Annotated in this window: 22 protein-coding genes; 15 read left to right on the forward strand and 7 right to left on the reverse strand. The window is 65.5% G+C overall.

The annotated features are described in order from the left end of the window. Positions 1-6 precede the first annotated feature (6 nt). From tdh to TNMX_RS06235, 5 genes are all read left to right on the forward strand, one after another. Positions 7-1,038: an L-threonine 3-dehydrogenase gene (tdh, locus tag TNMX_RS06215; RefSeq protein WP_019551413.1), complete on the forward strand. Its 1,032-nt coding sequence runs from the start codon at positions 7-9 to the stop codon at positions 1,036-1,038. A gap of 79 nt (positions 1,039-1,117) precedes the next feature. Continuing rightward, complete coding sequence (locus TNMX_RS06220; protein WP_038030468.1) at positions 1,118-2,179, forward strand: PQQ-dependent sugar dehydrogenase; 1,062 nt, start codon at positions 1,118-1,120, stop codon at positions 2,177-2,179. Between the two features lie 9 nt (positions 2,180-2,188). Next, complete coding sequence (gene mtnA / locus TNMX_RS06225) at positions 2,189-3,181, forward strand: S-methyl-5-thioribose-1-phosphate isomerase (protein WP_019551415.1); 993 nt, start codon at positions 2,189-2,191, stop codon at positions 3,179-3,181. Continuing rightward, positions 3,162-3,776: a ComF family protein gene (locus TNMX_RS06230; protein WP_038030470.1), complete on the forward strand. Its 615-nt coding sequence runs from the start codon at positions 3,162-3,164 to the stop codon at positions 3,774-3,776. The genes mtnA and TNMX_RS06230 overlap by 20 nt, the downstream gene beginning before the upstream one ends. A gap of 56 nt (positions 3,777-3,832) precedes the next feature. Then, positions 3,833-4,231, forward strand: a complete 399-nt coding sequence (locus TNMX_RS06235) for a DUF4258 domain-containing protein (protein ID WP_038030472.1) — start codon at positions 3,833-3,835, stop codon at positions 4,229-4,231. Here the strand turns inward: TNMX_RS06235 and TNMX_RS06240 are convergent. Continuing rightward, entirely contained in the window at positions 4,228-4,596 is a 369-nt protein-coding gene (locus tag TNMX_RS06240; protein ID WP_038030476.1) for a zinc uptake transcriptional regulator, read from the reverse strand. The genes TNMX_RS06235 and TNMX_RS06240 overlap by 4 nt on opposite strands. Before the next feature lie 57 nt (positions 4,597-4,653). Here TNMX_RS06240 and TNMX_RS06245 point away from each other — a divergent pair, with 57 nt between their 5' ends. The 5 genes from TNMX_RS06245 (at position 4,654) to TNMX_RS06260 (ending at position 10,985) form a co-directional block, all read left to right on the forward strand. Continuing rightward, a complete protein-coding gene (locus tag TNMX_RS06245; RefSeq protein ID WP_038030479.1) occupies positions 4,654-5,670 on the forward strand; it encodes a YibE/F family protein in 1,017 nt (338 codons plus the stop codon). 33 nt (positions 5,671-5,703) lie between these two features. After that, on the forward strand, positions 5,704-6,828 hold the full coding sequence (locus TNMX_RS06250) for an exonuclease SbcCD subunit D (RefSeq protein WP_026329101.1): 1,125 nt from the start codon (positions 5,704-5,706) through the stop codon (positions 6,826-6,828). Beyond that, positions 6,803-9,733 (forward strand): AAA family ATPase, encoded by a 2,931-nt coding sequence (locus TNMX_RS06255; protein WP_038030482.1) that lies wholly within the window; start codon positions 6,803-6,805, stop codon positions 9,731-9,733. Before TNMX_RS06250 ends, TNMX_RS06255 begins: the two co-directional genes overlap by 26 nt. Positions 9,734-9,760: 27 nt before the next feature. After that, a complete protein-coding gene (locus tag TNMX_RS12590) occupies positions 9,761-9,907 on the forward strand; it encodes a CBS domain-containing protein (protein WP_240030634.1) in 147 nt (48 codons plus the stop codon). A gap of 88 nt (positions 9,908-9,995) precedes the next feature. Beyond that, on the forward strand, positions 9,996-10,985 hold the full coding sequence (locus TNMX_RS06260) for a pectin acetylesterase-family hydrolase (protein WP_038030485.1): 990 nt from the start codon (positions 9,996-9,998) through the stop codon (positions 10,983-10,985). Here TNMX_RS06260 and TNMX_RS06265 read toward each other — a convergent pair. Both TNMX_RS06265 and recG read right to left on the reverse strand, forming a co-directional pair. After that, positions 10,939-11,715, reverse strand: coding sequence for a hypothetical protein (locus TNMX_RS06265; protein WP_038030486.1), 777 nt, complete (start codon positions 11,713-11,715; stop codon positions 10,939-10,941). The two genes, TNMX_RS06260 and TNMX_RS06265, sit on opposite strands and share 47 nt — an antisense overlap. Before the next feature lie 63 nt (positions 11,716-11,778). After that, a complete protein-coding gene (recG, locus tag TNMX_RS06270) occupies positions 11,779-14,106 on the reverse strand; it encodes an ATP-dependent DNA helicase RecG (RefSeq protein ID WP_038030488.1) in 2,328 nt (775 codons plus the stop codon). A gap of 15 nt (positions 14,107-14,121) precedes the next feature. Between recG and TNMX_RS06275 the strand changes: the two genes are divergently transcribed. The 5 genes from TNMX_RS06275 (at position 14,122) to malQ (ending at position 19,879) form a co-directional block, all read left to right on the forward strand. Then, on the forward strand, positions 14,122-15,336 hold the full coding sequence (locus TNMX_RS06275; protein WP_038030490.1) for a pitrilysin family protein: 1,215 nt from the start codon (positions 14,122-14,124) through the stop codon (positions 15,334-15,336). Then, a complete protein-coding gene (locus TNMX_RS06280; RefSeq protein WP_038030492.1) occupies positions 15,326-16,546 on the forward strand; it encodes a pitrilysin family protein in 1,221 nt (406 codons plus the stop codon). Before TNMX_RS06275 ends, TNMX_RS06280 begins: the two co-directional genes overlap by 11 nt. Next, positions 16,536-17,396: a DMT family transporter gene (locus TNMX_RS06285; RefSeq protein WP_038030494.1), complete on the forward strand. Its 861-nt coding sequence runs from the start codon at positions 16,536-16,538 to the stop codon at positions 17,394-17,396. Before TNMX_RS06280 ends, TNMX_RS06285 begins: the two co-directional genes overlap by 11 nt. Positions 17,397-17,412: 16 nt before the next feature. Continuing rightward, entirely contained in the window at positions 17,413-18,285 is an 873-nt protein-coding gene (locus tag TNMX_RS06290; RefSeq protein WP_015716710.1) for a 3-hydroxybutyryl-CoA dehydrogenase, read from the forward strand. A gap of 91 nt (positions 18,286-18,376) precedes the next feature. After that, positions 18,377-19,879, forward strand: coding sequence for a 4-alpha-glucanotransferase (gene malQ / locus TNMX_RS06295; RefSeq protein ID WP_038030496.1), 1,503 nt, complete (start codon positions 18,377-18,379; stop codon positions 19,877-19,879). Between the two features lie 45 nt (positions 19,880-19,924). Here malQ and sucD read toward each other — a convergent pair whose 3' ends face one another. The 4 genes from sucD to radA form a co-directional block, all read right to left on the reverse strand. Beyond that, on the reverse strand, positions 19,925-20,791 hold the full coding sequence (gene sucD / locus TNMX_RS06300) for a succinate--CoA ligase subunit alpha (RefSeq protein WP_015716712.1): 867 nt from the start codon (positions 20,789-20,791) through the stop codon (positions 19,925-19,927). Further along, positions 20,788-21,924: an ADP-forming succinate--CoA ligase subunit beta gene (gene sucC, locus TNMX_RS06305; RefSeq protein WP_015716713.1), complete on the reverse strand. Its 1,137-nt coding sequence runs from the start codon at positions 21,922-21,924 to the stop codon at positions 20,788-20,790. The genes sucD and sucC overlap by 4 nt, the downstream gene beginning before the upstream one ends. A gap of 62 nt (positions 21,925-21,986) precedes the next feature. Then, entirely contained in the window at positions 21,987-23,000 is a 1,014-nt protein-coding gene (locus TNMX_RS06310) for a PIN/TRAM domain-containing protein (RefSeq protein ID WP_015716714.1), read from the reverse strand. Further along, positions 22,997-24,274: a DNA repair protein RadA gene (radA, locus tag TNMX_RS06315; RefSeq protein ID WP_038030498.1), complete on the reverse strand. Its 1,278-nt coding sequence runs from the start codon at positions 24,272-24,274 to the stop codon at positions 22,997-22,999. The genes TNMX_RS06310 and radA overlap by 4 nt, the downstream gene beginning before the upstream one ends. Positions 24,275-24,290 lie beyond the last annotated feature (16 nt).

The raw sequence follows: 24,290 nt of genomic DNA on the forward strand, positions 1-24,290 counted from the left end.
CCAGGTATGCGCGCTTTAGCCAAGCTGGCCCCGGAAGAGGGCCTAACCCTGGTGGAACGCCCCGTGCCCGAGCCGGGCCCGGGGGAGATCCTGGTGCGGGTGGAGGCTGCCAGCATCTGCGGCACCGACCTCCACATCTGGCGGTGGGACCATTGGGCAAGGGGCCGGATCAAGCCTCCCCTCATCACCGGCCACGAGTTCAGCGGGGTGGTGGAACGGGTGGGGCCCGGGGTGAAAAGGCCCCAGGTGGGGGACCACGTGAGCCTGGAAAGCCATGTTGTTTGCCATGCCTGCCCCGCCTGCCGCACGGGCAACTACCATGTCTGCCTGAACACCCAGATCCTGGGGGTGGACCGGGACGGCGGGTTTGCCGAGTACGTGGTGGTGCCAGCGGAAAACGCCTGGGTGAACCCCAAGGACCTGCCCTTTGAGGTGGGGGCCATCCTGGAACCCTTCGGCAATGCGGTGCACACGGTGTATGCGGGAAGCGGGGTTTCCGGGAAAAGCGTCCTCATCACCGGGGCGGGGCCCATCGGCCTGATGGCGGCCATGGTGGCCCGGGCCAGCGGGGCCGGGCCTATCCTGGTATCCGACCCCAACCCCTACCGCCTGAACTTCGCCCGGCCCTACGCCGACCGGCTCGTCAACCCCCTGGAGGAGGATCTCCTTTCCGTGGTGGAGGAGGTGACGGGAAGCGGGGTGGAGGTCCTCCTGGAGTTTTCCGGGAATGAGGTGGCCATCCACCAGGGGCTTAAGGCCTTGATCCCGGGGGGGGAGGCCAGGATCCTGGGCATTCCCTCGGACCCCATTCGCTTTGACCTGGCGGGGGAGCTGGTCATGCGGGGGATCACCGCCTACGGCATCGCGGGAAGAAGGCTCTGGCAGACCTGGATGCAGGGCACCGCCTTGGTCTACTCGGGCCGGGTGGACCTTACCCCCCTCATCACCCACCGCCTGCCCATGAGCCAGTACCGGGAGGCCTTTGGCCTCTTGGCCTCGGGGCAGGCGGTGAAGGTGATTTTGGATCCCAAGGCCTAGGTTCCCGGCCTCCAGGGGTGTGCGGGGTACACCCTGGGTGCCAGGTTCGTGTGTTAGGCTTCCCCCAAAGGGGGTGGGCATGGTTTCCCGCAGGCGGGTGCTCCTGGGTTTTTTGGGGCTTTCCCTGGTTCGGGCGCAGGGGATTCGGGTGGAGGAGGTGGTGGGGGGCCTCGAGGTGCCCTGGGCCTTGGCCTTTTTACCCGACAGGAGCTTCCTGGTCTCCGAACGGCCGGGGCGGATTCAGTGGGTGCAGGGGGGAAGGGCCTCGCTTTACGCGGAGCTTCCCGTTTACCACCGGGGGGAGTCGGGGCTTCTTGGCCTCGCCCTCCATCCCCAGTTTCCCCGGGTGCCCTACCTCTACGCCTACCGCACGGTGGAGGAAGGAGGCCTCAGGAACCAGGTGGTGCGCCTGAGGCACCAAGGGAATAGGGGCGTGCTGGACCGGGTGGTCCTGCACGGCATTCCCGCCCGCTTTCACGGCCTGCACTCCGGGGGACGGCTCGCCTTCGGTCCCGATGGGATGCTGTACGTGACCACAGGGGAGGTGTACGAGCGGGAGCTGGCCCAGGACCTGTCCTCCTTGGGGGGTAAGGTTCTCAGGATCACCCCGGAAGGCAAGCCGGCACCGGGGAACCCCTTCCTGAACCGTCCCGGAGCCAGGCCCGAGATCTATAGCTATGGCCACCGCAACCCCCAGGGCCTGGCCTGGCACCCGAGGACCGGGGAGCTTTTTGCCAGCGAGCACGGGCCCAGCGGGGAACGGGGCTTCGGCTATGACGAGGTAAACCTCATCGTTCCCGGGGGCAACTATGGCTGGCCCCGGGTGGTGGGACGGGGGGACGACCCCCGCTACCGCGACCCTCTTCACTTCTGGCCCGAGGGTTTCCCTCCCGGAAACCTGGCCTTCTGGAGGGGGGACCTGTACGTGGCGGGCCTCAGGGGGCAGGCCCTCTTGCGGCTGGTACTGGACGGGGACAAGGGCCACTGGCGGGTGGCGCGGGTGGAAACGGCCCTTTCGGGTTTTGGCCGCCTGAGGGAGGTGCAGGTGGGTCCCGATGAAGCCCTTTACGTCACCACCTCCAACCGCGATGGCCGGGGCCAGGTGCGCCAAAACGACGACAAGGTGTTAAGGCTGCGTTAGGCTTTAGGGGTGGAAAGGATCCTGCCCTTTCGCTTTGATGAGAAGGAAAGGGTCTTCTGGCTTCTGGACCAGAGGAAGCTTCCCCTCGAGGAGATCTGGGTTCCCGTGCGCACTGCCAAGGAGATGGCGGAAGCCATCCGGGCCATGGTGGTGCGGGGTGCCCCGGCCATCGGGGTTTCCGCCGCCTATGGCATGGTGCTGGCCCACCTGAGCGGGGAGGACCTGGAGGGGGCGGACCGCCTTCTAAGGCAGAGCCGGCCCACGGCGGTGAACCTCTTCTACGCCCTGGATCGCATGCGCCCGCACTGGGGGAACCTGGCGGGAAGCCTTAAGGAAGCCCAGGCCATCTGGCGGGAGGTGGAGGAAACGGAAAGGGCCATAAGCCTGCATGGGGCCAAGGTGCTAAGGGGCCAGGTCCTCACCCACTGCAACACCGGCCCCCTGGCCACGGGGGGGTACGGAACTGCTTTGGGGGCTATTGTGGAGGCTCACCGCCAGGGGCGGGTTTCCCATGTCTGGGTGGATGAAACCCGGCCCTACCTGCAAGGGGCCAGGCTCACCGCCTATGAGCTAAAGAAGGCTGGGGTTCCCGCCACCTTGATCGCGGACAACATGGCCGGCTTCCTCATGGCCCAGGGCCGGGTGGATGCGGTCATCGTGGGAGTGGACCGCATGGCCCTGAACGGGGACTTTGCCAACAAGATCGGCACCTATACCCTGGCGGTTCTCGCCCACCACCACGGGATTCCCTTCTATGCCGCCCTGCCCCTTTCCTCCGTGGACCCAAGCCTGGAAAGTGGGCAGGGGATCCCCATAGAGGAACGCTCCCCCGAGGAGGTCTTGGAGCTAAGGGGGGTGCGCCTTGCCCCCTTGGGGGTAGCTGCCTACCATCCTGCCTTTGACATTACCCCTCATCGCTACCTTACGGGCATCATCACGGAGAAGGGGATCCTCTACCCACCCTTTGACGAGGCCTTACGGGATGCTTTGGGGACTTCTTGAGGGCCTACTGGGCCATGCCTGCCCAGGATGTGGTGGGAAGTTGGATGCACCTCTTCTTTGCTTCGCCTGCCGCCAGGGCCTTAAGGCCTTTGCCGCGGGGGAGATGGTTTACCTGGGTCTTTACGGGCGGGTGGGAGGGATGGTGCGGGCCTTGAAGTACGGCAGGCGGTTCGGCCTTGCCCCCCTCCTGGCCGAGCCCTTGGCGGAGGCGGTGTTGGCCCAGGGCTGGGGGCTTTCCGGGGTCACCGCCATTCCCACCCTGCTTCCCCGGTTGGTTGTTAGGGGCTACAATCCCCCAGAGCTCCTGGGACGGATCCTGGCAGCCCGCCTTGGGCTTCCCTACCTCAGGGTTTTGCGGCGGGTGCGCTACACTCCAAGCCAGCCCACCCGGGGCCGGGCCCGGCGTCGCCTGCCCGAGGATCTTTTTGTTCCCGTGCTGCGGGTGGAGGGAAGCTGGCTTCTCGTGGACGACGTCCTCACCAGCGGGACCACCTTCTTAAGGGCCAAGGAAGCCCTCCTTAAGGCAGGGGCAAGCCGGGTCTACGGGGCCTTTTTAGCGGTGCGGGACCCTGGGGCCCTGGGTCCTTACCGCTAAAGCCCACACTTTTCCCTATGCCTGGCCCTAGACTGAGGCAAAGGGGGTGGGTTTGCGTGAGGAAGTTTCGCAGGTTAACGGACCTTCTCCCCCACCTCCGGGAAGGCCGCTACCGCCTGGGGCCCCATGTGGTCAAGCACATGCTTCAGGAGGGCTTCACCGAGCTGGATGTGCTCAGGGCCTTGGAATGGGGCAGGGAGCTGGCCATCTACCCCGAGGACCAAAGGATGCTGGTCTTGGGCTACATGATCTTTCCTCCCCGGTTGAAGCTTCCCCTGCATGTGGTGCTGGAGTACGCCACCCCGCGGCACGTGGACATCGTGACCGCCTTCATCCCCAAGGAACCCTACCGGGTGTACTCCCGGGCCCGGCTGGCGGCCATCCTGCGCTTTGACGGGGCCTTGGAGGAGGTGCGTTGGAGTAGGCCCAAGGAGGCCTACCCCGCGTGGGACTAGGTGCACTCCGGGCAGCGGCCGTAGACCATGACCTCGTGCCCTTCGGCCAAAAAGCCCGGGGGCAGGGGGCCCTCCAAAGCCAGGTCGCAGCCCAAAAGCTCATACACCCTTCCGCAAAGGCGGCAGAGAAAGTGGTGGTGGTGCCCCTTTCCTGCGGGTTCGTAGCGGGAGGGTTCACCGGGAAGGGCCACCAGGGTGAGGAATCCCTCCTCCACCAGCCCCTTCAGGGTGCGGTACACGGTGGCGAGGCCCAAGGAGGGCACCTTCTTCCGGGCGAGCTCCAGGACCTCCTGGGGGGAAAGGGGACGGCCCGCCTCCAAAAAGGCCTCCCGGATGGCCCGCCGTTGCCGGGTGGAGCGCTCCATGGCCTTAGGATAGCAAGTTGAGAAGAAGTTTTCATCGTGGCCGGGTAGAGTGGGGGTATGCGCCCTTGGATACTTTTGGGGTTCCTTCTTTTCCCCGCCTTAGCCCAGGGGGATGGAAGGTATCTGGTGGGAAGGATCCTGGCCCTCGAGGCCCAACGGGATGTGGCCCTGGTGGAGGTGGAGGGCGGGAGGCTGGAAGCCCTTCTACCCGTGGACGGGGGCGGGTACCGGGTGGGCCAGCGGGTGGTCCTCTACCAGGAGGGCGGTAAAACCTACGTGACCGAGCCGGATCGCATGCCCTGGCTCCTTGGCCTTTTGGGCCTATTTGCCTTTCTGGCAGCACTTTTGGGCCGGGGGAAGGGGGTTAGGGGGCTTCTAGGTACCTTCCTGAGCCTTTTGGTGGTGGTCTACTTCGTGGTTCCCAGGGTGGCGGCGGGTGGGAATCCCCTTCTCTACGCCTTTTTGGGAAGCGTGGGGGTGCTTCTTCTCACCGTCTACCTGGTCCACGGGGTGAACCGCAAGACCACCGCCGCCCTTTTGGGCACCCTGGCCTCGGTGGCCTTCGTGTTGTTCCTGGCCCTCTTCTTCACCCGAAGCATGGGGTTTACAGGCCTGGCCTCGGAGGAAGCCCTGCTCCTCAGGCAATGGGGAGGTGTGGACCTCCTTTCCCTCTTCCTGGCAGGGGTGGTGGTGGGTACGCTGGGGGCCTTGACCGACGTGAGCGTGACCCAGGCGGCGGTGGTCCAGGCCCTGGCCCACGCCAACCCCCGCTTTGGTCTTGGAGAGCTCTACCGTAGGGGCATGGAGGTGGGCTACGACCACATCGGCAGCCTGGTGAACACCCTGGTCTTGGCCTACGCCGCAGGTTCCTTGCCCCTCTTTCTTCTCCTCACCCGGGATCCCACCCCCTTGCGCTTCCTCCTGAACACCGAGCCCTTTGCCGCGGAGATCGCCTCCATGGTGCTGGGTTCCTTGGGGCTTCTTCTGGCGGTGCCCCTCACCACCCTGATGGCGGCCTGGTTCTTCCGGGGGGGAAGGGGTGGGCCTCCCGAGGACCATGGCCATACCCATTAAGGCGGAAGACCGGTGGCTGGCATAATGGAAGCCGTGCGCCTATTGCACACCGCGGACTGGCATCTGGGCAAGGTATTAAAGGGCGTGGACCGCACTTCCGAGATCGGGGAGGCGTTGAAAACCCTTCTGGAGATGGTGGCCAAGGAGGGGGTGGACCTGGTGGTGGTTTCCGGGGATCTCTTTGACCGCCCCCAGGTTTCCGCCGAGGCCGAGGCCATGGCGGTGGAGTTTTTCCTGCGCCTTAGGGAGCTTGGGGTGCCCGCCTTGGTCATCGCCGGCAACCACGATCCCAAGGAGCGCCTCGAGGCCCTTGCCCCCCTCTTCGCCCTGGCGGGGGCGGCGGTGCGGGGAAGGCCTCTTTTCCGGGAGGAAGGAGGGGTGGTGGAGGTGGGAGGGCTCAGGGCGGCCCTTCTCCCCTTTGTATCCGAGCGCATCCTGGTGAAAAAGGTTCTGCAGGAGGCTGAGGAGCGCCACCGCACCTATGCGGAGGCCATGCGGCGGATCCTCGCCAACCTGGAAAGCCCCCTTATGCTGGGGCACTTCGCCCTGGAGGGGGTTCGCCCGGGGGCGGGGGAGTTCGTCTTCCACCTCACGGGAAGCTACGCTGTTCCTCCTTCCGCCTTGCCCCTGGGAGCCCGTTACGTGGCCTTGGGCCACATCCACCGCCAGCAACAGGTTTCCGAGGCCCCTGTGGCCTGGTATGCGGGAAGCCTCATCCAGCTGGACTTCGGCGAAGGGGAGGAGGCGGAGCGGGGGGCTTTGCTGGTGGAGGTGCCCGACAGGGGGCCCGTCCGGGTCCACCCCATAAGGGAGCGCTGGGGGAAGCCCCTTAAAACCCTCCACCTGAAGCCCGAGGAGCTGGACGGTAGGCTTCCCGAGCTGGAGCGCTTTCCCGGGTACCTCAGGGTGGTGGTGGAGGGCCGGCTTTCCCCGGCGGTGAAGGAGAGGCTCTTCCAGGAGCTTCCCCATCTCCTGGCGGTGGAAACCGCAGGAGGGCCTGAGGATGGGGGGGATGGGACCTTGGCCCCGGAGCTGGGTTTGGTGGAGGCCTACGACCGCTACCTGAAGGAACGGGGGCGGGAGGAGGAAGGGCTTCTGGAGCGGTTTAACCAGGTGCTCAAGGAGGTGGAGCTTGAGGCCCTTGCGCCTGGAGCTTGAGGGGTTTGGTCCCTATCGGGAGCGGCAGGGGGTGGACTTCTCCGATGTGGAGCTTTTCGCCATCACCGGGCCCACGGGGAGCGGGAAGAGCACCCTCCTGGACGCCATGGCCTTTGCCCTCTATGGGGTGGTGCCCCGGGTAGGGCGGAACGTGGGGAGCCTGGTCCACCCGGGTGCCAGCGAGGCCCGGGTCCGCCTCACCTTCCAGGTGGGGGGAAGGGTCTACAGGGTGGAGCGGGTGCGGGGGAAGCGGAGTGAAGGGCGGCTCTTCGAGCTGGGTCCGGTGGGGGAGCGGCTTTTACCCTTGGAGACCCTGGACGCCTTGAACCGGGCCTTGGAGGAGCTTTTGGGCCTCACCTACGAGGCCTTTACCCGGGCCCTCCTCCTTCCCCAGGGGGAGTTCGACCGCTTCCTTAAGGGAGAGGCCAAGGAGAGGCGCAGGATTCTCCTGGATCTCTTTGAGCTTACCCGGCTGGAAAGGGTCAGGGAAAAGGCGGCTTCCCGCAAGGCGGCCCTGATGGAGGAGAAGGGCCGGCTGGAGGGGGAACTTGCGGGGCTTCTTGGGGTGAGCCTCGAGGCCAAGGAGAACTTGGAAAGGGCCCTGGCGGACCTAACCCGGGAGATCGCCCGCCTTCAGAACGAGAAAAGGCGCCTGGAGGAGGCGGTTTTGGAGCTCAAAGGCCTTCAGGCGCTTCTCCTTCGCAAAGGGGAGCTGGAAGGCCGCCTGGGCCGCCTCAGGGCCGAGGCTTCCCGCATGGCGGAGGTGGAGGAAAGGCTCAAGAAGGCATTGGAGGCGGAGGCCGCCCTGCCTTTGTGGCAGGACTTGAGAAGGAAGGAGGAGGCCCTGGCGGCCACAGCGCAGGAGCTCCAAAGGGTGCGCGCCCGGCTTGCCCAGCTGGAAGGGGACCGCCGGGCCCTGGCCTTTGACCCCGAGGCCCTAAAGGAGGCGCAAAGGGCTCTTCTGCAGGCGGAGGGGCTAAGGGCCCTCGAGGCCCTTTGGCGGCGGGTGGGAGTGAAGGAGCACCTGGCTCCCAGGCTGGGCCTGGCTCCCGAGGCCTACGCGGGGGCCTTGGAATCCCTCCTCCAGGAGGAAGCCCTTTTGGCGGACAGGGAGCGGGAGCTATCCCGCCTGGTGGAAGAGCAAGGGCGGCTAAGGGAGAAGGAAGAAGCCCTGAACCGGGTTAGGGGGGCCCTGAAGGTCTTGGTGGAGGAGGGAGGGCAGGCCCGAGCCCAGGTGGAGGCTCTGGAGAAGGCTCTTAGGGGTGCGGAAGCCCACCGGCTTCGGCAGGAGCTGGAGGAGCTAAGGAGGAGGCGGGAGTTTTTGGAGGAGGAAAAAAAGCGCCTGGAGGCGGAGCTTGCCCAGCTGGCCAAGGAGGAAAGGCGCCTGGGGCTTCTCGCCTACCGCGATCTTTTGCAACCGGGGGAGCCCTGCCCCTTGTGCGGCGGTGTGGTTCACCACCTGCCCCCTCTAGTGGAGGGGCCCGGGGCTTCTGACCTCAGGAAAAGGCGGGAGGTGGGGGAGAAGGCCTTACGGGAGCTCCTGACCCAGCTTGGGGCTGTGGCGGAGGAGGAAAGGGCCAAGCGGGAGGCCCTGGAAACCCTGGGCGTGGAGCCCATCCCTGGGGATCCCAAGGAGCTGGAAGGGAAGCTTCAGGAAGCGCAGGTGAGGCTTCAGGAGCTAAGGGAAAAGTACCGGGAAAAACAGGGGGAGGCCCGGGCCCTCGAGGAGGAGGTGAAGCGGCTATCCCAGGAGAAGGAGCGTTTGCGCCAGGGGTTTTCTCGCCTGGAGGAGGCGGAAGTCGCCTGGGAAAAGACCCGGGAAGCCTTGGCCTCCCTGCGCTGGGAGAAGGAGGCCCTGGCGGCCGGGCTTTACCGCCTGCTTTGGGAGAGGACGGGGGGCAGGCCGGTGCCGGAGTACATCGGGACCCTTTCCCGGAGGGTGGAGGAGCTGGAGAAAAAGGAAAAACAGGACCGCGATCTCGCCCGGGCCTGGGAGGAAGCCTCCCGGACCCTGGCGGGGCTTTTGGCCCAGGAGGAGGAGCAGCGAAAGGCCCTCGAGGAAGCCAAGGGCCGGATGGTGGGCCTGATGCCCGAGGAGGAGGCCAAGGCCCTTTACCTTCCCCCCAAGGAGCGGGAGGCCCTGGCGGAGAGGATCCGGGCCCACCGGGAGGAGCTTGCCCAGGTGGAAGCCCTCCTGGAGGAGGTGGAGCGGGAGGCCAGGGCTCGCTTCCCCGGTTCCCTTCCCCCTTTGGCGGAGGTGGAGGCCCGCTTGCGGCGGGAAGAGGAAAGGCTTTCTCAGGTACAGGGGAGCCTCGAGGCCAGGATGGGAGAAAGGGCCGTTTTGGAGGAGCGGCTTAAGGAGATGGGGGAAAAACTCCACCGCCGCCGGGAGCTGGAAGCTCGCCTGGCAGAGGTGGTGCGGGAGATGGGCCTCTGGGAGAAGCTGGCCTTTGACCTCCAGCAGAACAACTTCCCCGCCTACCTCCTGGGCCTCAGGCAGAGGAACCTGGTGGAGCGGGCGGATGAGCTCATGGCTACCCTTTCTGCCGGGCGTTACCGCCTGCGCTCCAAGGAGGATGAGTACCAGGTCCTGGACCTCTGGACCGAGGCGGTGCGCCCGGTGAGGACCCTTTCCGGGGGGGAAAGCTTCCTGGCAAGCCTCTCCTTAGCCCTGGCCCTCTCCGAGGAGCTTTCTCGGGGGCGGCTTGGGGCTTTGTTTTTGGACGAGGGCTTCGGTACCCTGGACCCGGAAACCCTGGAGGTGGTGGCGGGGGTGCTGGAGGCGCTTCCCACCCGGGGGCGGCTGGTGGGCATCGTCACCCACGTGGAGACCCTGGCGGAAAGGCTTCCCGCCAGGCTCGTGGTGCGCAAGCATCCCTCGGGGAGCCGGGTGGAGTGGGCCTAGGGCTTATGAGTGGAATTTGCTAGCTAAGTGGAAAGGGTCTTTTGTCCCTGGTCAAGAAGATACCCAAGGGGGTGGCTCTTCGCCAACACTGGCATCCGCCGGGCTCCCGTGATCCAGGGCGAGGTGATCGGGATCGTTTCCGTGACGGATATCCTGCGCAAGGCGGTGTTCTAGAGTAGATTTTGCCCTAGAGGCAGCCGGGAAGGCTGCCCTTTCTTGACTTGGTTCAAGACTCCTTATACACTGCGGACGGAGGTGAACAATGCGGCGGTTTCTAGCCTTGCTTTTGCTCCTGGGTTTGGCCCTGGCCCAGGGCCTCGAGGCCGTTTGGAAGGCAGTGGAGGTTCCAGGTGGCGTATGCTCTGACGGTTCCCCCTACCGGTTCTACGTGAGCCCGGGGGATCCCAAAAAGGTGGTCATCGACTTCCAGGGGGGTGGGGCCTGCTGGAATGCCGCCACCTGCGGCCCGCAAAGCCAGACCTACCGCAAGCGGGTGGATGTGCAGGAGCTTCTTCTGGCCCAGGGCATCTACAACCGCCTGAGCGTGGCCAACCCCTTCTACGGCTGGACCCATGTCTTCGTGCCCTACTGCACGGGGGATCTCCACGTGGGCCGGGCCACGGTGGACTACGGGGACTTCAAGGTCCACCACCAGGGAGCCAGGAACGCCCTGGCGGCCTTGGAGTACGTTTTCCGCAACCACACCAACCCGGAGAAGGTCTTCGTGACCGGCTGCTCCGCCGGGGCTTACGGAGCGGTATTCTGGGCGGATAAGGTGCTTTCCACCTACAAAAACGCAAAGGTGGCGGTCTGCGGGGATGCTGGGGTGGGGGTGCGCACCCGGGACTTCCCGGGCTTTACCGTCTGGAACTCGCGCCTGCCGGAGGTTCCTGGCCTCTCCCAGAACCCGGAGGTGGCGGAGATCTACCTGGCCCTGGCCAAGGCCTTCCCCCAGGCGCGCATCGCCCAGTACACCACCCTTTTGGACGGCACCCAGATCTTCTTCTACGGCCTCATGAAGGGAGAGCGGACTCCTTCGGAGGCCACGGCGCGGGAATGGGCGGAAGGCGCCATGAGGGCAGTCCTGGCCCCGGCCCAGGCGGAAAACTACACCTTCTACCTGGCCCCCGGTAGCCAGCACTGCATCCTGCCAAGGCCGGAGCTCTACACCTTGAAGGTGGGAGAGGTTTCCTTCCTGGAGTGGCTTAGGGCCCTGGCGGAGGGGAAGGCGGCGCCTCGGGTGCGCCCTTAAGCCCGAAGGCAGCAAACCAGGCCTTGAGTTCCGGGTAAAGCTCCAGTAGGAGCCGGTGCCCTTTCTTCCGGTCCAGGGGGGCGGCCTCGAGGAAGGCCAGGAGGAGGCCGTCCCCCTTCCTCTCCAGGATTTCCCGGGACTTCAGCGTGAACTGGGCCTGGAACCAGAGGGCGCTTTTCAGGTCCCCCCGCCTCCTCTCGTAGGCGGAAAGGCTTCGCCTTTCCGGTTCCAGGCGGCTTAGGTAGCGGCTAAAGGCCAGGAGGGATTCCGCTAGGTCCGGCCTGGCCTTGGCCAGGCCCAAGAGGAAGAGGTAGTTGGCGAAGAACTCGTCCAGCCACCTTGCCCCTGTCCTCAGGCGCCAGGCCACCTGCAGGGCGTGGGCGTACTCGTGGCCCAGGTTCAGGTCCAAGAAGGCAGGGATTTCCATGGGAGGAGGCCCTAGGGGAAGCAGGACCTCCCGGAAACGGTGGAGGAGCCTTTCGGGGTAGGTGAGGGGAGCAAAGAGGGAAAGCCTTCCCCCCTCGCTTCGCTGGAAGGCCAGGCCGTAGGGGTAGGGCACCAGGGCCCGCCAGTCCCCCTCGGAGAGCACGTAAAGGGTCACGGAGGGTACCGGGGCGTAGGCGGTGTAGGCCTTCCGCAGCTCAAGAAGGTAGCTTCGGAGGCCTTCGGCCCGCAGAACCCCTCCTTCAGAGGCGAAGGCGGGGATATGGGGATGGGGCAGGGCCCTCATCCCGGTGCTTCCCACCTCCCCTGGGTCGTTTCCAAAAGTCCGTTTCCTTCCTCAGGCATCCTTCTAGATAACCTCCCGGAAGCCGATGCGCTCCGCCTGGGCCCGGAGTTCCTCCTTAAGAGCCTGGTGCTGGGGCAGGGAAAGGTCGGGGTCCATCTCCAGGATGCGCTTGGCCAGGGCCCGGGCTTGCTCGATGACCTCGGTGTCCTGGGAGAGGTCCCCGAGCTTCAGCTCTGGGTAGCCGGACTGCCGGGTGCCCCTGAGTTCCCCGGGGCCCCTTAGCTTCAGGTCCATCTCGGCGATGTAGAAGCCGTCTCCCGATTCCTCCAGGACCTTAAGGCGCTTTAGGGTCTTCTGGCTGGCTTCCCCGGCGATGAGGATGGCGTAGCTTTCGAGCCCCCCTCGCCCCACCCGGCCCCTAAGCTGGTGGAGCTGGGCCAGACCGAAGCGCTCGGCGTTTTCCACGATGATGAGGCTGGCCCTGGGGATATCCACCCCCACCTCCACCACGGTGGTGGACACCAGGAGGTCGAATTCCCCCTTTCGGAAGGCCTCCATGACGCTATCCTTCTCCCGTGCGGGCATCCTGCCGTGGAGAAGGGCCATGCGCACCTCGGGGAGCAGGCCCTTTAGCTCCTCGTAGAGGGCGGTGGCTGCCTTTAGGTCCAGCTCCTCGGATTCCTCGATGGCCGGGGCTACCACGAAGACCTGGTGCCCCTTTCTCACCTCCTCCCGGGCGAAGGCGTAGGCCTGGAGGCGGAGGCGGTGGGGAAGGACCTTGGTCTTCACGGGCTTGCGGCCCGGGGGCATCTCGTCCAGGATGCTGACCTCGAGGTCCCCGTAAAGGGTCAGGGCCAGGGAGCGGGGGATGGGGGTGGCGGACATCACCAGCACATCGGGGGGAACCTTGGCCAGCTTCAGGAGGGCCCGCCGCTGCAACACGCCGAAGCGGTGCTCCTCGTCCACCACCGCCAGGCCCAGGTCCTTGAACCCTACCCCCTCCTGGATCAGGGCGTGGGTGCCCACCGCCACCTGGGCCTCCCCGGAAAGAAGCCTCTCGATAACCCCCTCCCGCTCCTTGGGGGTCATGGAGCCCAGAAGGAGCTCCACCCGCACCCCCAGGGGGAAGAGGTAGCGGCTGAGGTTCTGGTAGTGCTGCTTGGCCAGGATCTCCGTGGGGGCCATAAGGGCTCCCTGGGCCCCGTTCAGGGCGGCGAGGTAGAGGGCGTAGGCGGCCACCACGGTTTTACCCGAGCCCACGTCCCCCTGGAGGAGGCGGGCCATCTGCCTGGGGCTTTGCATGTCCTGGGCGATCTCCGCCATAACCCTTTCCTGGGCCCGGGTCAGGGGGAAGGGAAGGGTTTTCTTGAAGGTTTCCGTCCAGGTTTCCTCCACCTTAAAGCTTCGGCCCAGGACCAGCCCCCCGGCGTCCAAGAGGGCTTTTAGCTCCAAGAGCACGTACTCGTCAAACTTAAGGCGGAGGAGGGCCTTCTTGAGGGCCTCCTCGTCCTCGGGGAAGTGGATCTGGCGAAGGGCCTCGGAGTAGGGAAGAAGGCGGTGCTCCTCCCGGTAAGGCTCCAGGGGGTCGGGGAGGGGGAGGGCCGTTTCCAGGGCTCGGTGGACGGTGCGGCGCAAAAAGGCCTGTCCGATGCCCTCCTTGGCAGGGTAGATGGGCACGATCCGGCCCGTGGAGAGGGACTCGGTGCCCTCGTTCTCAAAGTGCTCCACGTAAAGCTGCACCCCGTTTCGCCTCTGTACCCTTCCCGTGACGATGAGGGTCTCCCCCTCTTGGATCTGGGAAAGGACCCAGGTCTGGTTGAACCAGACCAGGGTGATGCGGAATCCCCAGGCGTCCTGGGCCCGCACCTGCACCAGCTGCATCCCCTTCTTGGGGGTCTTCACCAGCTCCTTGCTGAGGACCTTCACGGAGAGGGTGGCCTTCTGGCCGTCCTCCAGGAAGCGTACCCCGGGGAGGGTCCTGCGGTCCTCGTAGCGGCGGGGATAGTAGTGGAGGAGGTCCCGCACCGTGTGGAGGGAAAGTTCCGCAAGCTTTTTCCGGCTTTGCGGGGGAACCAGGAGGTGGGCGGGGTCCTGGGGGGTAAGGCGGCGGGATGGGGAAGGGAGGGAGGCCGCCTGTGCCCTGGGGGGAGGGGCCGTCAGGCCGTCTTTAAGGAAGCGGATGGCCTCCAAGAGGATCTCCTTTCGTTCCTCCGGGGTTTTTCCCCCATACCCCTGGAAGAGGCTCTGGAGCCTGGGGAAGGGTTTGGCCAGGTTCTGGATGAGGTTTTCCAAGCCCCCCACCACCACCTGGTCCCTGGCTCCATCCTTCAGCTCCCGCAATAGGGGCCTGAGGAGCCGTTCCCGAAGTTCCCCTTCCCTCACGCCCTTCATGATACCCTTAGGCCTGTGAGCCGCGTGGAGCGACTACCGAATGGGCTTGTTCTGGCCCTCGAGGAGCGGGACTACCCCGGGGTGGCCTTCCAGCTACTGGTGCCCGCCGGGGCGGTGAACGAGCCTGAGGGGCTTCTGGGGGCCAGTACCCTCATTGAGGGCTGGTTATGGAAGGGGGCTGGGGAGCTGGATGCCCGGGGCCTGGCCCAGGCCCTGGACTCCCTGGGGGTCAGGCGGCAAAGCGGGGCGGGGCTGGAGTACACCCTTTTTGCCGCCGCCTTTTTGCCGGAGGTGTTGGAGGAGGTTTTCCGGCTCTATGCCCTTCTTCTCCTGAATCCCCGGCTTCCCGAGGAGGGCTTTGAAGCGGTGAGAAGCGTGGCCCTGCAGGCCCTTCTTTCCCAGGAGGACCAGCCCGCCAGGAAGCTTTTCTCCGAGCTCCGGAAAAGGGTCTTCCTCTCCCCCCACGGCCGGGACCCCTTGGGGGAGGAGGAAAGCTTGAAGCGGGCTACCCCTGAGGCGGTGCGGGAGGACTATCGGCGCCGCTACACCCCTAAGGGGGCCATCCTGGCGGTGGCGGGAGGCATTTCCTGGGAGAGGCTTCTTGGGGCGGTGGAGCCCCTTTTGGCCTGGGAGGGGGAGGAGGCCTTTTACCCAACCCCCCTTCTTTCGGAGCCCCATTCCTTTACCCTCAAGCGACCCACGGCCCAAGTGCAGATCGGCCTGGCCTATTCCGACGTGGGGCCGGAGGACCCCCGGTTTTACGCGGCCAGGCTGGCCTTGGAGGTGCTTTCGGGAGGTATGAGCAGCCGCCTTTTCACCGAGGTGCGGGAGAAAAGGGGCCTGGTCTATGCGGTGAGCGCCTTCCCCGCCGGGGTTAAGGGCCAGGGCCTCCTCATGGCCTACGGGGGCACCACCAAGGAGAGGGCCAGGGAAACCCTAAGGGTCATGCTGGCCGAGATGGAGCGCCTGGCGGAGGGCGTCACGGAGGAGGAGCTTTCCCGGGCCAAGGTGGGGCTGAAGACCGCCTTGGTGATGGCGGATGAATCCATCCGTAGCCGGGCAGGTTCCATGGCCCGGGACCTCTACATGCTGGGGCGGATCCGGCCCCTTTCCGAGATCGAGGGGGCCATAGAGGCCACGGGCCTCGAGGCGGTGAACGCCTTCTTGCGGGCGCACCCCTACCGCAACCCCTGGGTGGGGCTTTTGGGAGAGGTGGACGATGTTTCGTGAGGCTGAGCTGAAAAACGGCCTAAGGGTCATCGCCGAGGTGCTTCCGGAAGCCCGAAGCGTGGCCCTGGGCTACTTCGTCAAGACCGGGGCCCGGGACGAGGCCCAGGAGGAGAGCGGGGTAAGCCATTTCCTGGAGCACATGGTCTTCAAGGGCCCCGAGGGAATGGACGCCCTTTCGGTGAACCTGGCCTTTGACCGCCTGGGGGCCCAGTACAACGCCTTCACCTCCGAGGAGGCCACGGTCTTCTACGGGGCCGTGTTGCCGGAGTTCGCCTTTCCCCTTCTGGAACTCTTTTCCAGGCTCATGCGCCCCGCTTTGCGCCAGGAGGACTTTGACACCGAGAAGAAGGTGATCCTGGAGGAGATCGCCCGTTACCAGGACCGCCCCGGCTTCATGGCCTACGACTGGGCCCGGGCCCGGTTTTTCGCCGGCCACCCCTTGGGGAATAGCGTGCTGGGGACGGTGGAAAGCATCACGGCCCTCACCCGGGACCAGATGGCCCAGTACCACGAAAGGCGGTACCTTCCGGGGAACATGGTCCTGGCCGCCACGGGAAAGGTGGACTTTGAGGCCCTGGTGGCCGAGGCGGAAAGGCTTACGGAGGATTGGCCCTTGGGCGAGGCGGGAAGGGCCTACCCGCCCTTAAGCCCCGCCCAGGGGGTGGAGGAGCACCCCTACGAGAAGGCCCGGGCCCTCTACTTGGTGGGCCTTTTCCCCGGGGTAAGCTACCAGGAGGAGGAACGCTTTGCCGCCCAGGTGCTGGCCCATCTTCTGGGAGAGGAGGGCTCGGGGCGGCTCCACTTCGCCCTGGTGGATACGGGCCTCGCCGAAGCGGCTTCCTTTGGCCACGAGGAGGCGGACCGGGCAGGCTTCTTCCACGCTTACGTGCAGGCGGACCCGACGAACAAGGAGGCGGTGCTGGCCGTCCTTCAAGAGGAGCTTGGCCGGATCGCCCGCGAGGGCGTGCGGGAGGAGGAGGTGGAGAGGGCCAAGACGCCCCTGGCCACGGCCTTGGTGTTTGCGGGGGAAACCCCCATGGGGAGGCTTTTCCACCTGGGGATGGAATACCTTTACACGGGGCGCTACCTTTCCCTTTCCGCGGTCAAGGAGCGGGTGAGCCAGGTGGGGGCTAAGGAGGTGAACGCCCTTTTGGAGAGGGGTTTTTTGCACCAGGGCCTCTACTATTTGGTGGGTCCTTATGGAACCTAAGGCCCTGGCGGCCGCCTTCCTCACCATCCTCTTCTGGGCCAGCGCCTTTGCGGGCATCCGCGCGGGGTTAGAGGGCCTGAGTCCAGGCCACCTGGTTCTCCTGCGCTTTTTGGTGGCCAGCGCCCTTCTCCTCCTCTATGCCCGTTTTCAGGGCCTCCGTCGACCCAGGAGGGAGGACCTTCCCCGGCTTTTCCTCCTGGGGTTTTTGGGCATCACCGTGTACCACACCGCCTTGGTTTACGGGGAGCTAACGGTGAGCGCTGGGGCGGCTAGCCTCCTCATCGCCACTGGGCCGGTGTTTACCGCACTTCTCTCCTATTTCCTCCTGGGGGAGCGGCTTAAGCCCATGGGGCTTCTGGGATTTGCCCTGGCCTTCATGGGTTCCTTGTTCATCGCCTTTGGGGAGGGGGGTGGGGTGTCTTTGAGCCCGGGGGCTTTTTTGATCCTGCTTTCCGCCCTTTCCACCTCCTTGTACTTCGTCTGGCAGAAGCCCTTTTTTGCCCGTTACGGTAGCCGGGAGATGACGGTCTACACCATGGTGTTAGGTACGCTGCCCCTTTTCGTCTTCTTTCCCGGCCTGGGGGAGGCCCTTCTCGCCGCGCCTCGCCCGGCCCTTCTCAGCACCCTCTATTTGGGGATTTTCCCTGGCGCCTTGGCCTACCTCACCTGGACCTATGCCCTTTCCCGCACCCCGGCCTCCCGTTTGTCCAGCTTTTTGTACCTTTCCCCAGTCCTGGCCATCCTCGTCGCCTACCTTTGGCTGGGCGAGGTGCCTTCCCCCTTATCCCTGGTGGGCGGGACCCTGGCCCTGGCGGGCGTCGTTTTGGTGAACCTTAAGGGCGTAAAATAGCCCCCGAGGTGCCGTTATGGAGGTAAGGAAAATCGGCGTGGTGGGCGCAGGGCAGATGGGAAGCGGGATTGCCCAGGTGGCGGCCCAGGCGGGTTTTGAGGTGGTGCTGGTGGACGTGGCCGAAAGCTTCCTGGAAAGGGGCCTGAAGGCCATCCAGCGTTCCCTAGGCAGGTTCGTGGAGAAGGGGCGGATTGCCCCGCAGGACCTCGAGGCCACCTTAGGGCGGATCCGCACCACCGTGGTCCTGGGGGACCTGGCGGAGGCGGACCTGATCGTGGAGGCCATCGTGGAGGACGAGGGGGAAAAACGCCGCCTCTTTGAGCGCCTGGGAAGCCTGGTGAAGCCCGAGGCGATTCTCGCCAGCAACACCTCTTCCATTCCCATCACCGCCTTGGCCCGCTACTCGGGTAGGCCGGAGCGCTTCATCGGCATGCACTTCTTTAACCCCGTGCCCCTCATGCAGCTGGTGGAGGTGATCCGGGGGGAGCTTACCTCCGAGGAAACCCGGGATGTGGTGGTGGAGGTGGCGAGGCGGATGGGGAAGACCCCCCTCGAGGTGCAGGACTACCCCGGCTTCGTCTCCAACCGCCTCCTCATGCCCATGATCAACGAGGCCATCGAGGCCCTGAGGGAAGGGGTGGCCACCAAGGAGGCCATCGACGGGGTCATGCGCCTGGGAATGAACCACCCTATGGGTCCCTTGGAGCTGGCTGACCTTATCGGCCTGGACACCTGCTTGGCCATCATGGAGGTGCTGCACCGGGGCTTTGGCGACGACAAGTACCGGCCTTCCCCCCTTCTCCGCCGCATGGTGCAGGCGGGGCTTCTGGGCCGCAAGACGGGCCGAGGGTTTTACACCTACGACGAGAAGGGGAACAAGGTGGGCTAGGCTTTGGCTTGCCCGATTCCCTGGTGGACCCAAACCGCTTAGGCTCTGTCAGCCTCTGGAAGGGTTTCCAAACCTGGGGTAAACTGGGTCCATGGAGCTTCCGCGCGCCTACGGCCTGCTTCTCCACCCCACCAGCCTTCCCGGACCCTATGGGATTGGCGTTCTTGGGGAGGAGGCTTTTGCCTTCCTCCGATTCCTGGGGGAGTCTGGGGCCCGCTACTGGCAGGTTTTGCCCTTAGGGCCCACAGGATACGGCGACTCCCCCTACCAGTCCTTCAGCGCCTTTGCCGGGAACCCCTACCTCATCGACCTCCGCCCTTTGGCGGAGGCGGGGTACCTCCGCCTGGAGGACCCCGGTTTTCCCGAGGGCCGGGTGGATTACGGCTGGCTCTACGCCTGGAAGTGGCCGGCGCTTAGGGAAGCCTTCCGGGGTTTCCAGGAGCGGGCTGGCCGGGAGGAAAAGGAGGCCTTCCAGGCCTTTTGGGACCGGGAAAGGAGCTGGTTGGATGACTACGCCCTCTTCATGGCCTTGAAGGCCCACCACGGAGGCCTTCCCTGGAACCGCTGGCCCCTGCCCCTACGCCTGAGGGAGGAAAGGGCTTTAAGGGAAGCGTCTTTGGCCCTCTCCCAGGAGGTGGCCTTCCACGCCTGGACCCAGTGGTTTTTCTTCCGGCAGTGGCAGGCCCTGAGGGAGGAGGCGGAGGCCTTGGGCCTCTCCTTGATCGGCGATATGCCCATCTTCGTGGCCGAGGACTCCGCGGAGGTCTGGGCCCACCCCGAGTGGTTCCACCTGGATGAGGAGGGAAGGCCCACGGTGGTGGCGGGGGTGCCGCCGGATTACTTTTCGGAAACGGGCCAGCGCTGGGGGAATCCCCTGTACCGGTGGGAGGTGCTGGAAAGGGAGGGGTTCTCTTTCTGGATTGATCGCTTAAGGAAGGCCTTGGAGCTTTTCCACCTGGTGCGCATCGACCACTTCCGGGGCTTTGAAGCCTACTGGGAGATCCCTGCCTCCTGCCCCACGGCGGTGGAGGGACGCTGGGTGAAGGCCCCGGGGGAGAAGCTCTTTCGGAAGATTCAGGAAACCTTTGGCCGGGTGCCCATCCTGGCGGAGGACCTGGGGGTGATCACCCCCGAGGTGGAGGCCCTGAGGGACCGGTTTGGCCTTCCGGGGATGAAGGTCCTGCAGTTCGCCTTTGACGGGGGGATGGAAAACCCCTTCCTGCCCCACAACTACCCCTCCCACGGCCGGGTGGTGGTCTACACCGGCACCCACGACAACGACACCACCCTGGGCTGGTACCGCACCGCTACCCCCCACGAGCGGGCTTTCCTTGGGCGCTACCTGGCGGAGTGGGGGATTGGGTTCCACGGGGAAGAGGAGATCCCCTGGGCCCTCATGCACCTGGGGATGAAGTCGGTGGCCAAGCTGGCCGTCTATCCCGTGCAGGATGTGTTGGCGTTGGGAAGCGAGGCCCGGATGAACTACCCCGGGCGCCCCTCGGGCAACTGGGCTTGGCGGCTTAGGCCCGGCCAGCTCCTGCCCGAGCACGGGGAACGGCTTCGCTGGATGGCCGAGGCCACGGGCAGGGTGTGAAAACACCCCACCCTGGCCGAGCCAGGGTGGGAGGCTTAAGGGCTTTTAGCCCAAGGCCTTTTTCACCAGCTCCACGATCTCGTCGATGGTGTCGGCCACGGGGATACCTGCCTCGGCGAAGGCCTTCAGCTTGGACTCCGGGGTGCCCACGTTCCCCATGATGATGGCTCCGGCGTGGCCCATGCGCTTGCCCTTGGGGGCGCTACGGCCACCGATGAAGCCCACCACGGGCTTTTTCATGTTCTCCTTGATCCAGGCTGCGGCCTCCTCCTCGTCGGATCCTCCGATCTCCCCGATGAGGACCACGGCCTCGGTCTCGGGGTCCTGGTTGAAGAGGGGGAGGAGGTCCTTAAAGGTGGTGCCGATCACCGGGTCGCCTCCAATGCCCACCGTGGTGGTGGTGCCCAGGCCCGCCTGGGAAAGGGCGGCGGCGGCCTCGTAGGTGAGGGTGCCGGAGCGGCTTATGAGCCCCACCTTCCCCCGCTTGAACACGTGGCCGGGCATGATGCCGATCTTGCTCTCCTCGGCGCTGATGATGCCCGGGCAGTTGCCCCCGATGAGGCGGCTTCCCAGGGCCTTGATCTCCTCCACCGCCTTCACCATGTCCAGGGTGGGGATGCCCTCGGTGATGAGGACGATGAGGGGGATGCCGGCGTGGGCCGCCTCGAGGGCCGCATCCGCTGCGGCAGGCGCTGGCACGAAGATGATGGAGGCGTCGATAGCGTGGTGGGCTACGGCTTCCTTTACCGTGTCGTACACGGGAAGACCCAGGACCTCGCTGCCCCCTTTGCCCGGGGTCACGCCGGCCACCACCTTGGTGCCGTATTCCAGCATCTGCCGGGTGTGGAACTGCCCCTCCCGGCCGGTGATGCCCTGGACCAGGACGCGGGTTTCACGGTTGATCAGGATCACGCCGCACCTCCCACCATGGCCACGATGGCCTTGGCCGCCTCGATGGACGTGGGGTACATGTAGATGGGCCTGCCCTCCAGGAGCCTTTTGGCCTCTTCCTCGGCGGTTCCCGCCACCCGCATGACCACGGGCTTGGTGAGAAGCCCCTCCTCCAGGGCCCGGATCACCCCCTTGGCCACCTCGTCCGCCCGGGTGATGCCGCCGAAGATGTTGATGAACACCCCCTTTACGTCGGGGTCCTTAAGGACCACCTTGAGGGCGTTATAGACCACCTCCGCCTTGGCCCCACCCCCGATGTCCAGGAAGTTGGCGGGTCTGCCGCCCACCCGGTTCACCAGGTCCAGGGTGTACATGACCAGGCCGGCCCCGTTGCCGATGATGCCGATGTTCCCCTGAAGCTTCACGTAGGCGAAGCCGTAGTTGCTGGCCTCCACCTCCAGGGGATGCTCGGCCTCGATCTCCCTCAGCTCCATCAGCTCGGGGTGCCGGAAGAGGGCGTTATCGTCCAGGACGATCTTGGCGTCGGCGGCCACGATCTGGCCGTCGGTGGTGACCACCAGGGGGTTGATCTCGGCGATGGAGGCATCCACGCCCTCGTAGGCCTGGTAGAGGGCCACCAGCACCTGGGCCAGCTTGTTGAGGTTGCCCTCGAGGCCCGCTTGTTTCACCATCTCCCGGGCCTCAAAAGCCCGGAAGCCCTTGTGGGGGTCGATCCAGAACTTGTGGATGGCCTCGGGGCGCTCCGCCGCCACCTCCTCGATGTCCACCCCCCCTTCCTTGGAGAGCATGAGGACCACCCGTTTTTGGGCGCGGTCCAGGATGAGGCCGGCGTAGTACTCCTTGGCGATGTCCACCGCCTCGGCCACCAGGACCTTCTTCACCGTGAGGCCCTTGATGTTCATCCCCAGGATGGCCTGGGCCTTCTCGTAGGCTTCCTGGGGGGTGTCCGCCAGCTTCACGCCCCCGGCCTTACCTCTCCCGCCCACGTGCACCTGGGCCTTGATCACCACCCGCTTGCCCAGCTCCTCCGCGATCCTTTTGGCCTCGTCGGGGGTGTAGGCCACCTTGCCGGGCGGCACCGGTACCCCATAACGGGCCAGGATCTCCTTGGCTTGATACTCGTGCAGGTTCAAGCTTTCCACCTCCTTGGCCGGCCAAGGCCGTTAGGCATTATAAGCTACCGGGCTTTCGGCCATTAGCTTTGCGCTTCGGCGGCAGGCTGGGCGAAGAAGAGACGGCCCACCTGGGTCTGGATGGCCTGGGTGATGACCACCTCCACCTCCTGGCCCCGGTAGCGGATCCCCCCATCCACCACCACCATGGAGCCATCCTCCAGGTAGCCCACCCCCTGGTGGGGCTCCTTGCCTTCCTTGAGGATGAGAAGCTTCAGGGTGTCCCCCACCTTGAGCTGGGGCCGGAGGGCCTGGGCCAGGGCCTGGACGGAAAGGGCCTTTACCCCGTAGATCCTGGCCATTTGCAAAAGGGCCAGATCGTTGGTTACCAGGGCGGCTTTTAGGTCCCGGGCCAGGAAGAGGAGCTTCTCGTCCACGCTCTCCCCCTTGGGGATGTCCTCCAGCACCTCGAGGCGGGCTACCTCCTTAAGCCTATCCAGGGTTTCCAGCCCCCGCCTCCCCTTGGCCCGCCTGAGGGGATCGGGGCTATCGGCGAAGTGCTGGAGTTCTTTTAACACGAAGTGGGGCACAAAAAGGGGACCTTCTAAGAAGCCCGTGGCCGCCACCTCGGCCACGCGCCCGTCCACCAGGACGCTGGTGTCCAACACCTTGCCCCCGATGGGGCGGGAGGGTTTTTGGGGAAGGCGCAGGTAGTCCTTGTACCCCAGGGCCAGGTAGCTGAAAAGCCCCACCAGGAACAGGGCCAGAAGGAGGCTATGGTAAGGGGAAAACCCGGGGATCTGGGAAAGGAGGCTGGTGAGGAGCACGGTAAAAAGAAGCCCCAGGGTGGCTCCCAGGGTCAGGGCCACCGGCACTTCCGGGGGAAGCTCCCTGAGGTGCCCAAGCCGTCTTTCCCAGAGGCTTTCGAGCCTTGGGGCTAGGAGAACCCCGGTCAGCAGGCCCGCCAGGGTCAGATAGAGGCGGTTGAGGGAAAGTAGGCCGGCCGAGTGGGGAAGGAGGCCCAGGCCCTCCAGGGCCGCCGCCAGCTGGTAGCCCAGGAAGGCGAAAAGTAGATAGAAAAGGAGGCGAGGGCTCATCCCAGGTACTGCTCCACCGCTTTCCCCAAGGAGCGGGTGTTCCCCGGATGCACAAAGCGGGAAAACCCCGCCCGCTCCCCTTCCCTAAGCCGCCTTTCCAATCCCATGACGCTCCTCACCTCGCCTAGAAGCCCCACCTCCCCCACCACTGCCAGGTCCGGGGGCAGGGCCTTGCCCACCACCGCAGAATACACCGCCAAGGCCACCGCCAGATCCAGGCCCGGGTCCTGCACCTTAAGCCCTCCTGCCAGGTTCACGTAGATGTCCAGGTTCCCTAAGGGAAGGCCAAGCCGCCTTTCCAGGACCGCCAGGACCATGTCCACTCGCCTGGCATCCAGGCCCTGGACCACCCGCCTGGGGGCGGGGAAGGGGGTTTTGGCGGCCAGGGCCTGGACCTCGAGGGCCAAGGCTCTTTCCCCCGCCAGGGCCAGGGCGATGGCGCTTCCTGGAACCCCGAGGGGCCTTTCCAGAAGGAAGGCCTCCGAGGGATTCTGCACCTCCACCAGGCCCTCCTCCATGCGGAAGACCCCGAGTTCCCCCACGGGGCCGAAGCGGTTCTTGGCGCTTCGCAAGACCCCGTAGACCCCGGCGCTTTCCAGGTAGAGGGTGGCGTCCACCGCATGCTCTATGCTCTTGGGCCCGGCCACCACCCCTTCCTTGGTCACGTGGCCCACCAAAAGGGTGGTGATGCCCTCCTCCTTGGCCAGGCGCACGAAGGCGTGGGTGGCCTCCCGCACCGCCACCAGGCTACCTGGGCTTCCCCCCGCCTCAATCGTCTGTATGGAATCCACGAAAAGCACCTCAGGGGGGTCCCGCTCCAGGAGGGAAAGAAGGGGTTCCAGGCGGGTTTCCTTTAGGAGAAGGAGCTCCCTTACCCCAAGCCTCTTCGCCCTCAGCTTGATCTGGGCCGGGGATTCCTCTCCGGCCAGGTAGTAGACCTTCTTGGTGAGGTGCTTGGCCAGCTCCAGAAGAAGGGTACTCTTGCCCACCCCGGGTTCTCCCCCCAGGAGGACCACCTCCCCCGGCACGAACCCTCCGCCCAAGACCCGGTCCACCTCGGAAAGACCCGAGGAGAAGCGCTTCTCCTCGGCCTCGTTCACCTGGGAAAGGGGAATCGGTGAGGGGGCTTCCAGGTGGGCTTGGCGGGATGGGGCACGGGCGGGGGAGGGGGCTACCTCCTGGAAGCTCTCCCAGGCACCGCAGGCCGGGCACCGCCCCAGGGGCTTGGGGGTGCGGTAACCGCATTCCACGCAGGTGTAGGAGGTCTTGGCCATGGGTTCAGGCCTCGAG

The organism is Thermus sp. NMX2.A1, from assembly GCF_000511705.1.
Classification (GTDB): Bacteria; Deinococcota; Deinococci; order Deinococcales; family Thermaceae; genus Thermus; species Thermus scotoductus.

Bases quoted from the DNA above. Each gene is read 5' to 3' on its own strand.
- tdh (WP_019551413.1), top strand. From the start codon at position 7: ATGCGCGCTTTAGCCAAGCTGGCCCCGGAAGAGGGCCTAACCCTGGTG.
- TNMX_RS06220 (WP_038030468.1), top strand. From the start codon at position 1,118: ATGGTTTCCCGCAGGCGGGTGCTCCTGGGTTTTTTGGGGCTTTCCCTG.
- TNMX_RS06230 (WP_038030470.1), top strand. From the start codon at position 3,162: ATGCTTTGGGGACTTCTTGAGGGCCTACTGGGCCATGCCTGCCCAGGA.
- TNMX_RS06240 (WP_038030476.1), bottom strand. From the start codon at position 4,596: ATGGAGCGCTCCACCCGGCAACGGCGGGCCATCCGGGAGGCCTTTTTG.
- TNMX_RS06245 (WP_038030479.1), top strand. From the start codon at position 4,654: ATGCGCCCTTGGATACTTTTGGGGTTCCTTCTTTTCCCCGCCTTAGCC.
- TNMX_RS06260 (WP_038030485.1), top strand. From the start codon at position 9,996: ATGCGGCGGTTTCTAGCCTTGCTTTTGCTCCTGGGTTTGGCCCTGGCC.
- TNMX_RS06265 (WP_038030486.1), bottom strand. From the start codon at position 11,715: ATGAGGGCCCTGCCCCATCCCCATATCCCCGCCTTCGCCTCTGAAGGA.
- recG (WP_038030488.1), bottom strand. From the start codon at position 14,106: ATGAAGGGCGTGAGGGAAGGGGAACTTCGGGAACGGCTCCTCAGGCCC.
- TNMX_RS06280 (WP_038030492.1), top strand. From the start codon at position 15,326: ATGTTTCGTGAGGCTGAGCTGAAAAACGGCCTAAGGGTCATCGCCGAG.
- TNMX_RS06285 (WP_038030494.1), top strand. From the start codon at position 16,536: ATGGAACCTAAGGCCCTGGCGGCCGCCTTCCTCACCATCCTCTTCTGG.
- TNMX_RS06290 (WP_015716710.1), top strand. From the start codon at position 17,413: ATGGAGGTAAGGAAAATCGGCGTGGTGGGCGCAGGGCAGATGGGAAGC.
- malQ (WP_038030496.1), top strand. From the start codon at position 18,377: ATGGAGCTTCCGCGCGCCTACGGCCTGCTTCTCCACCCCACCAGCCTT.
- TNMX_RS06310 (WP_015716714.1), bottom strand. From the start codon at position 23,000: ATGAGCCCTCGCCTCCTTTTCTATCTACTTTTCGCCTTCCTGGGCTAC.
- radA (WP_038030498.1), bottom strand. From the start codon at position 24,274: ATGGCCAAGACCTCCTACACCTGCGTGGAATGCGGTTACCGCACCCCC.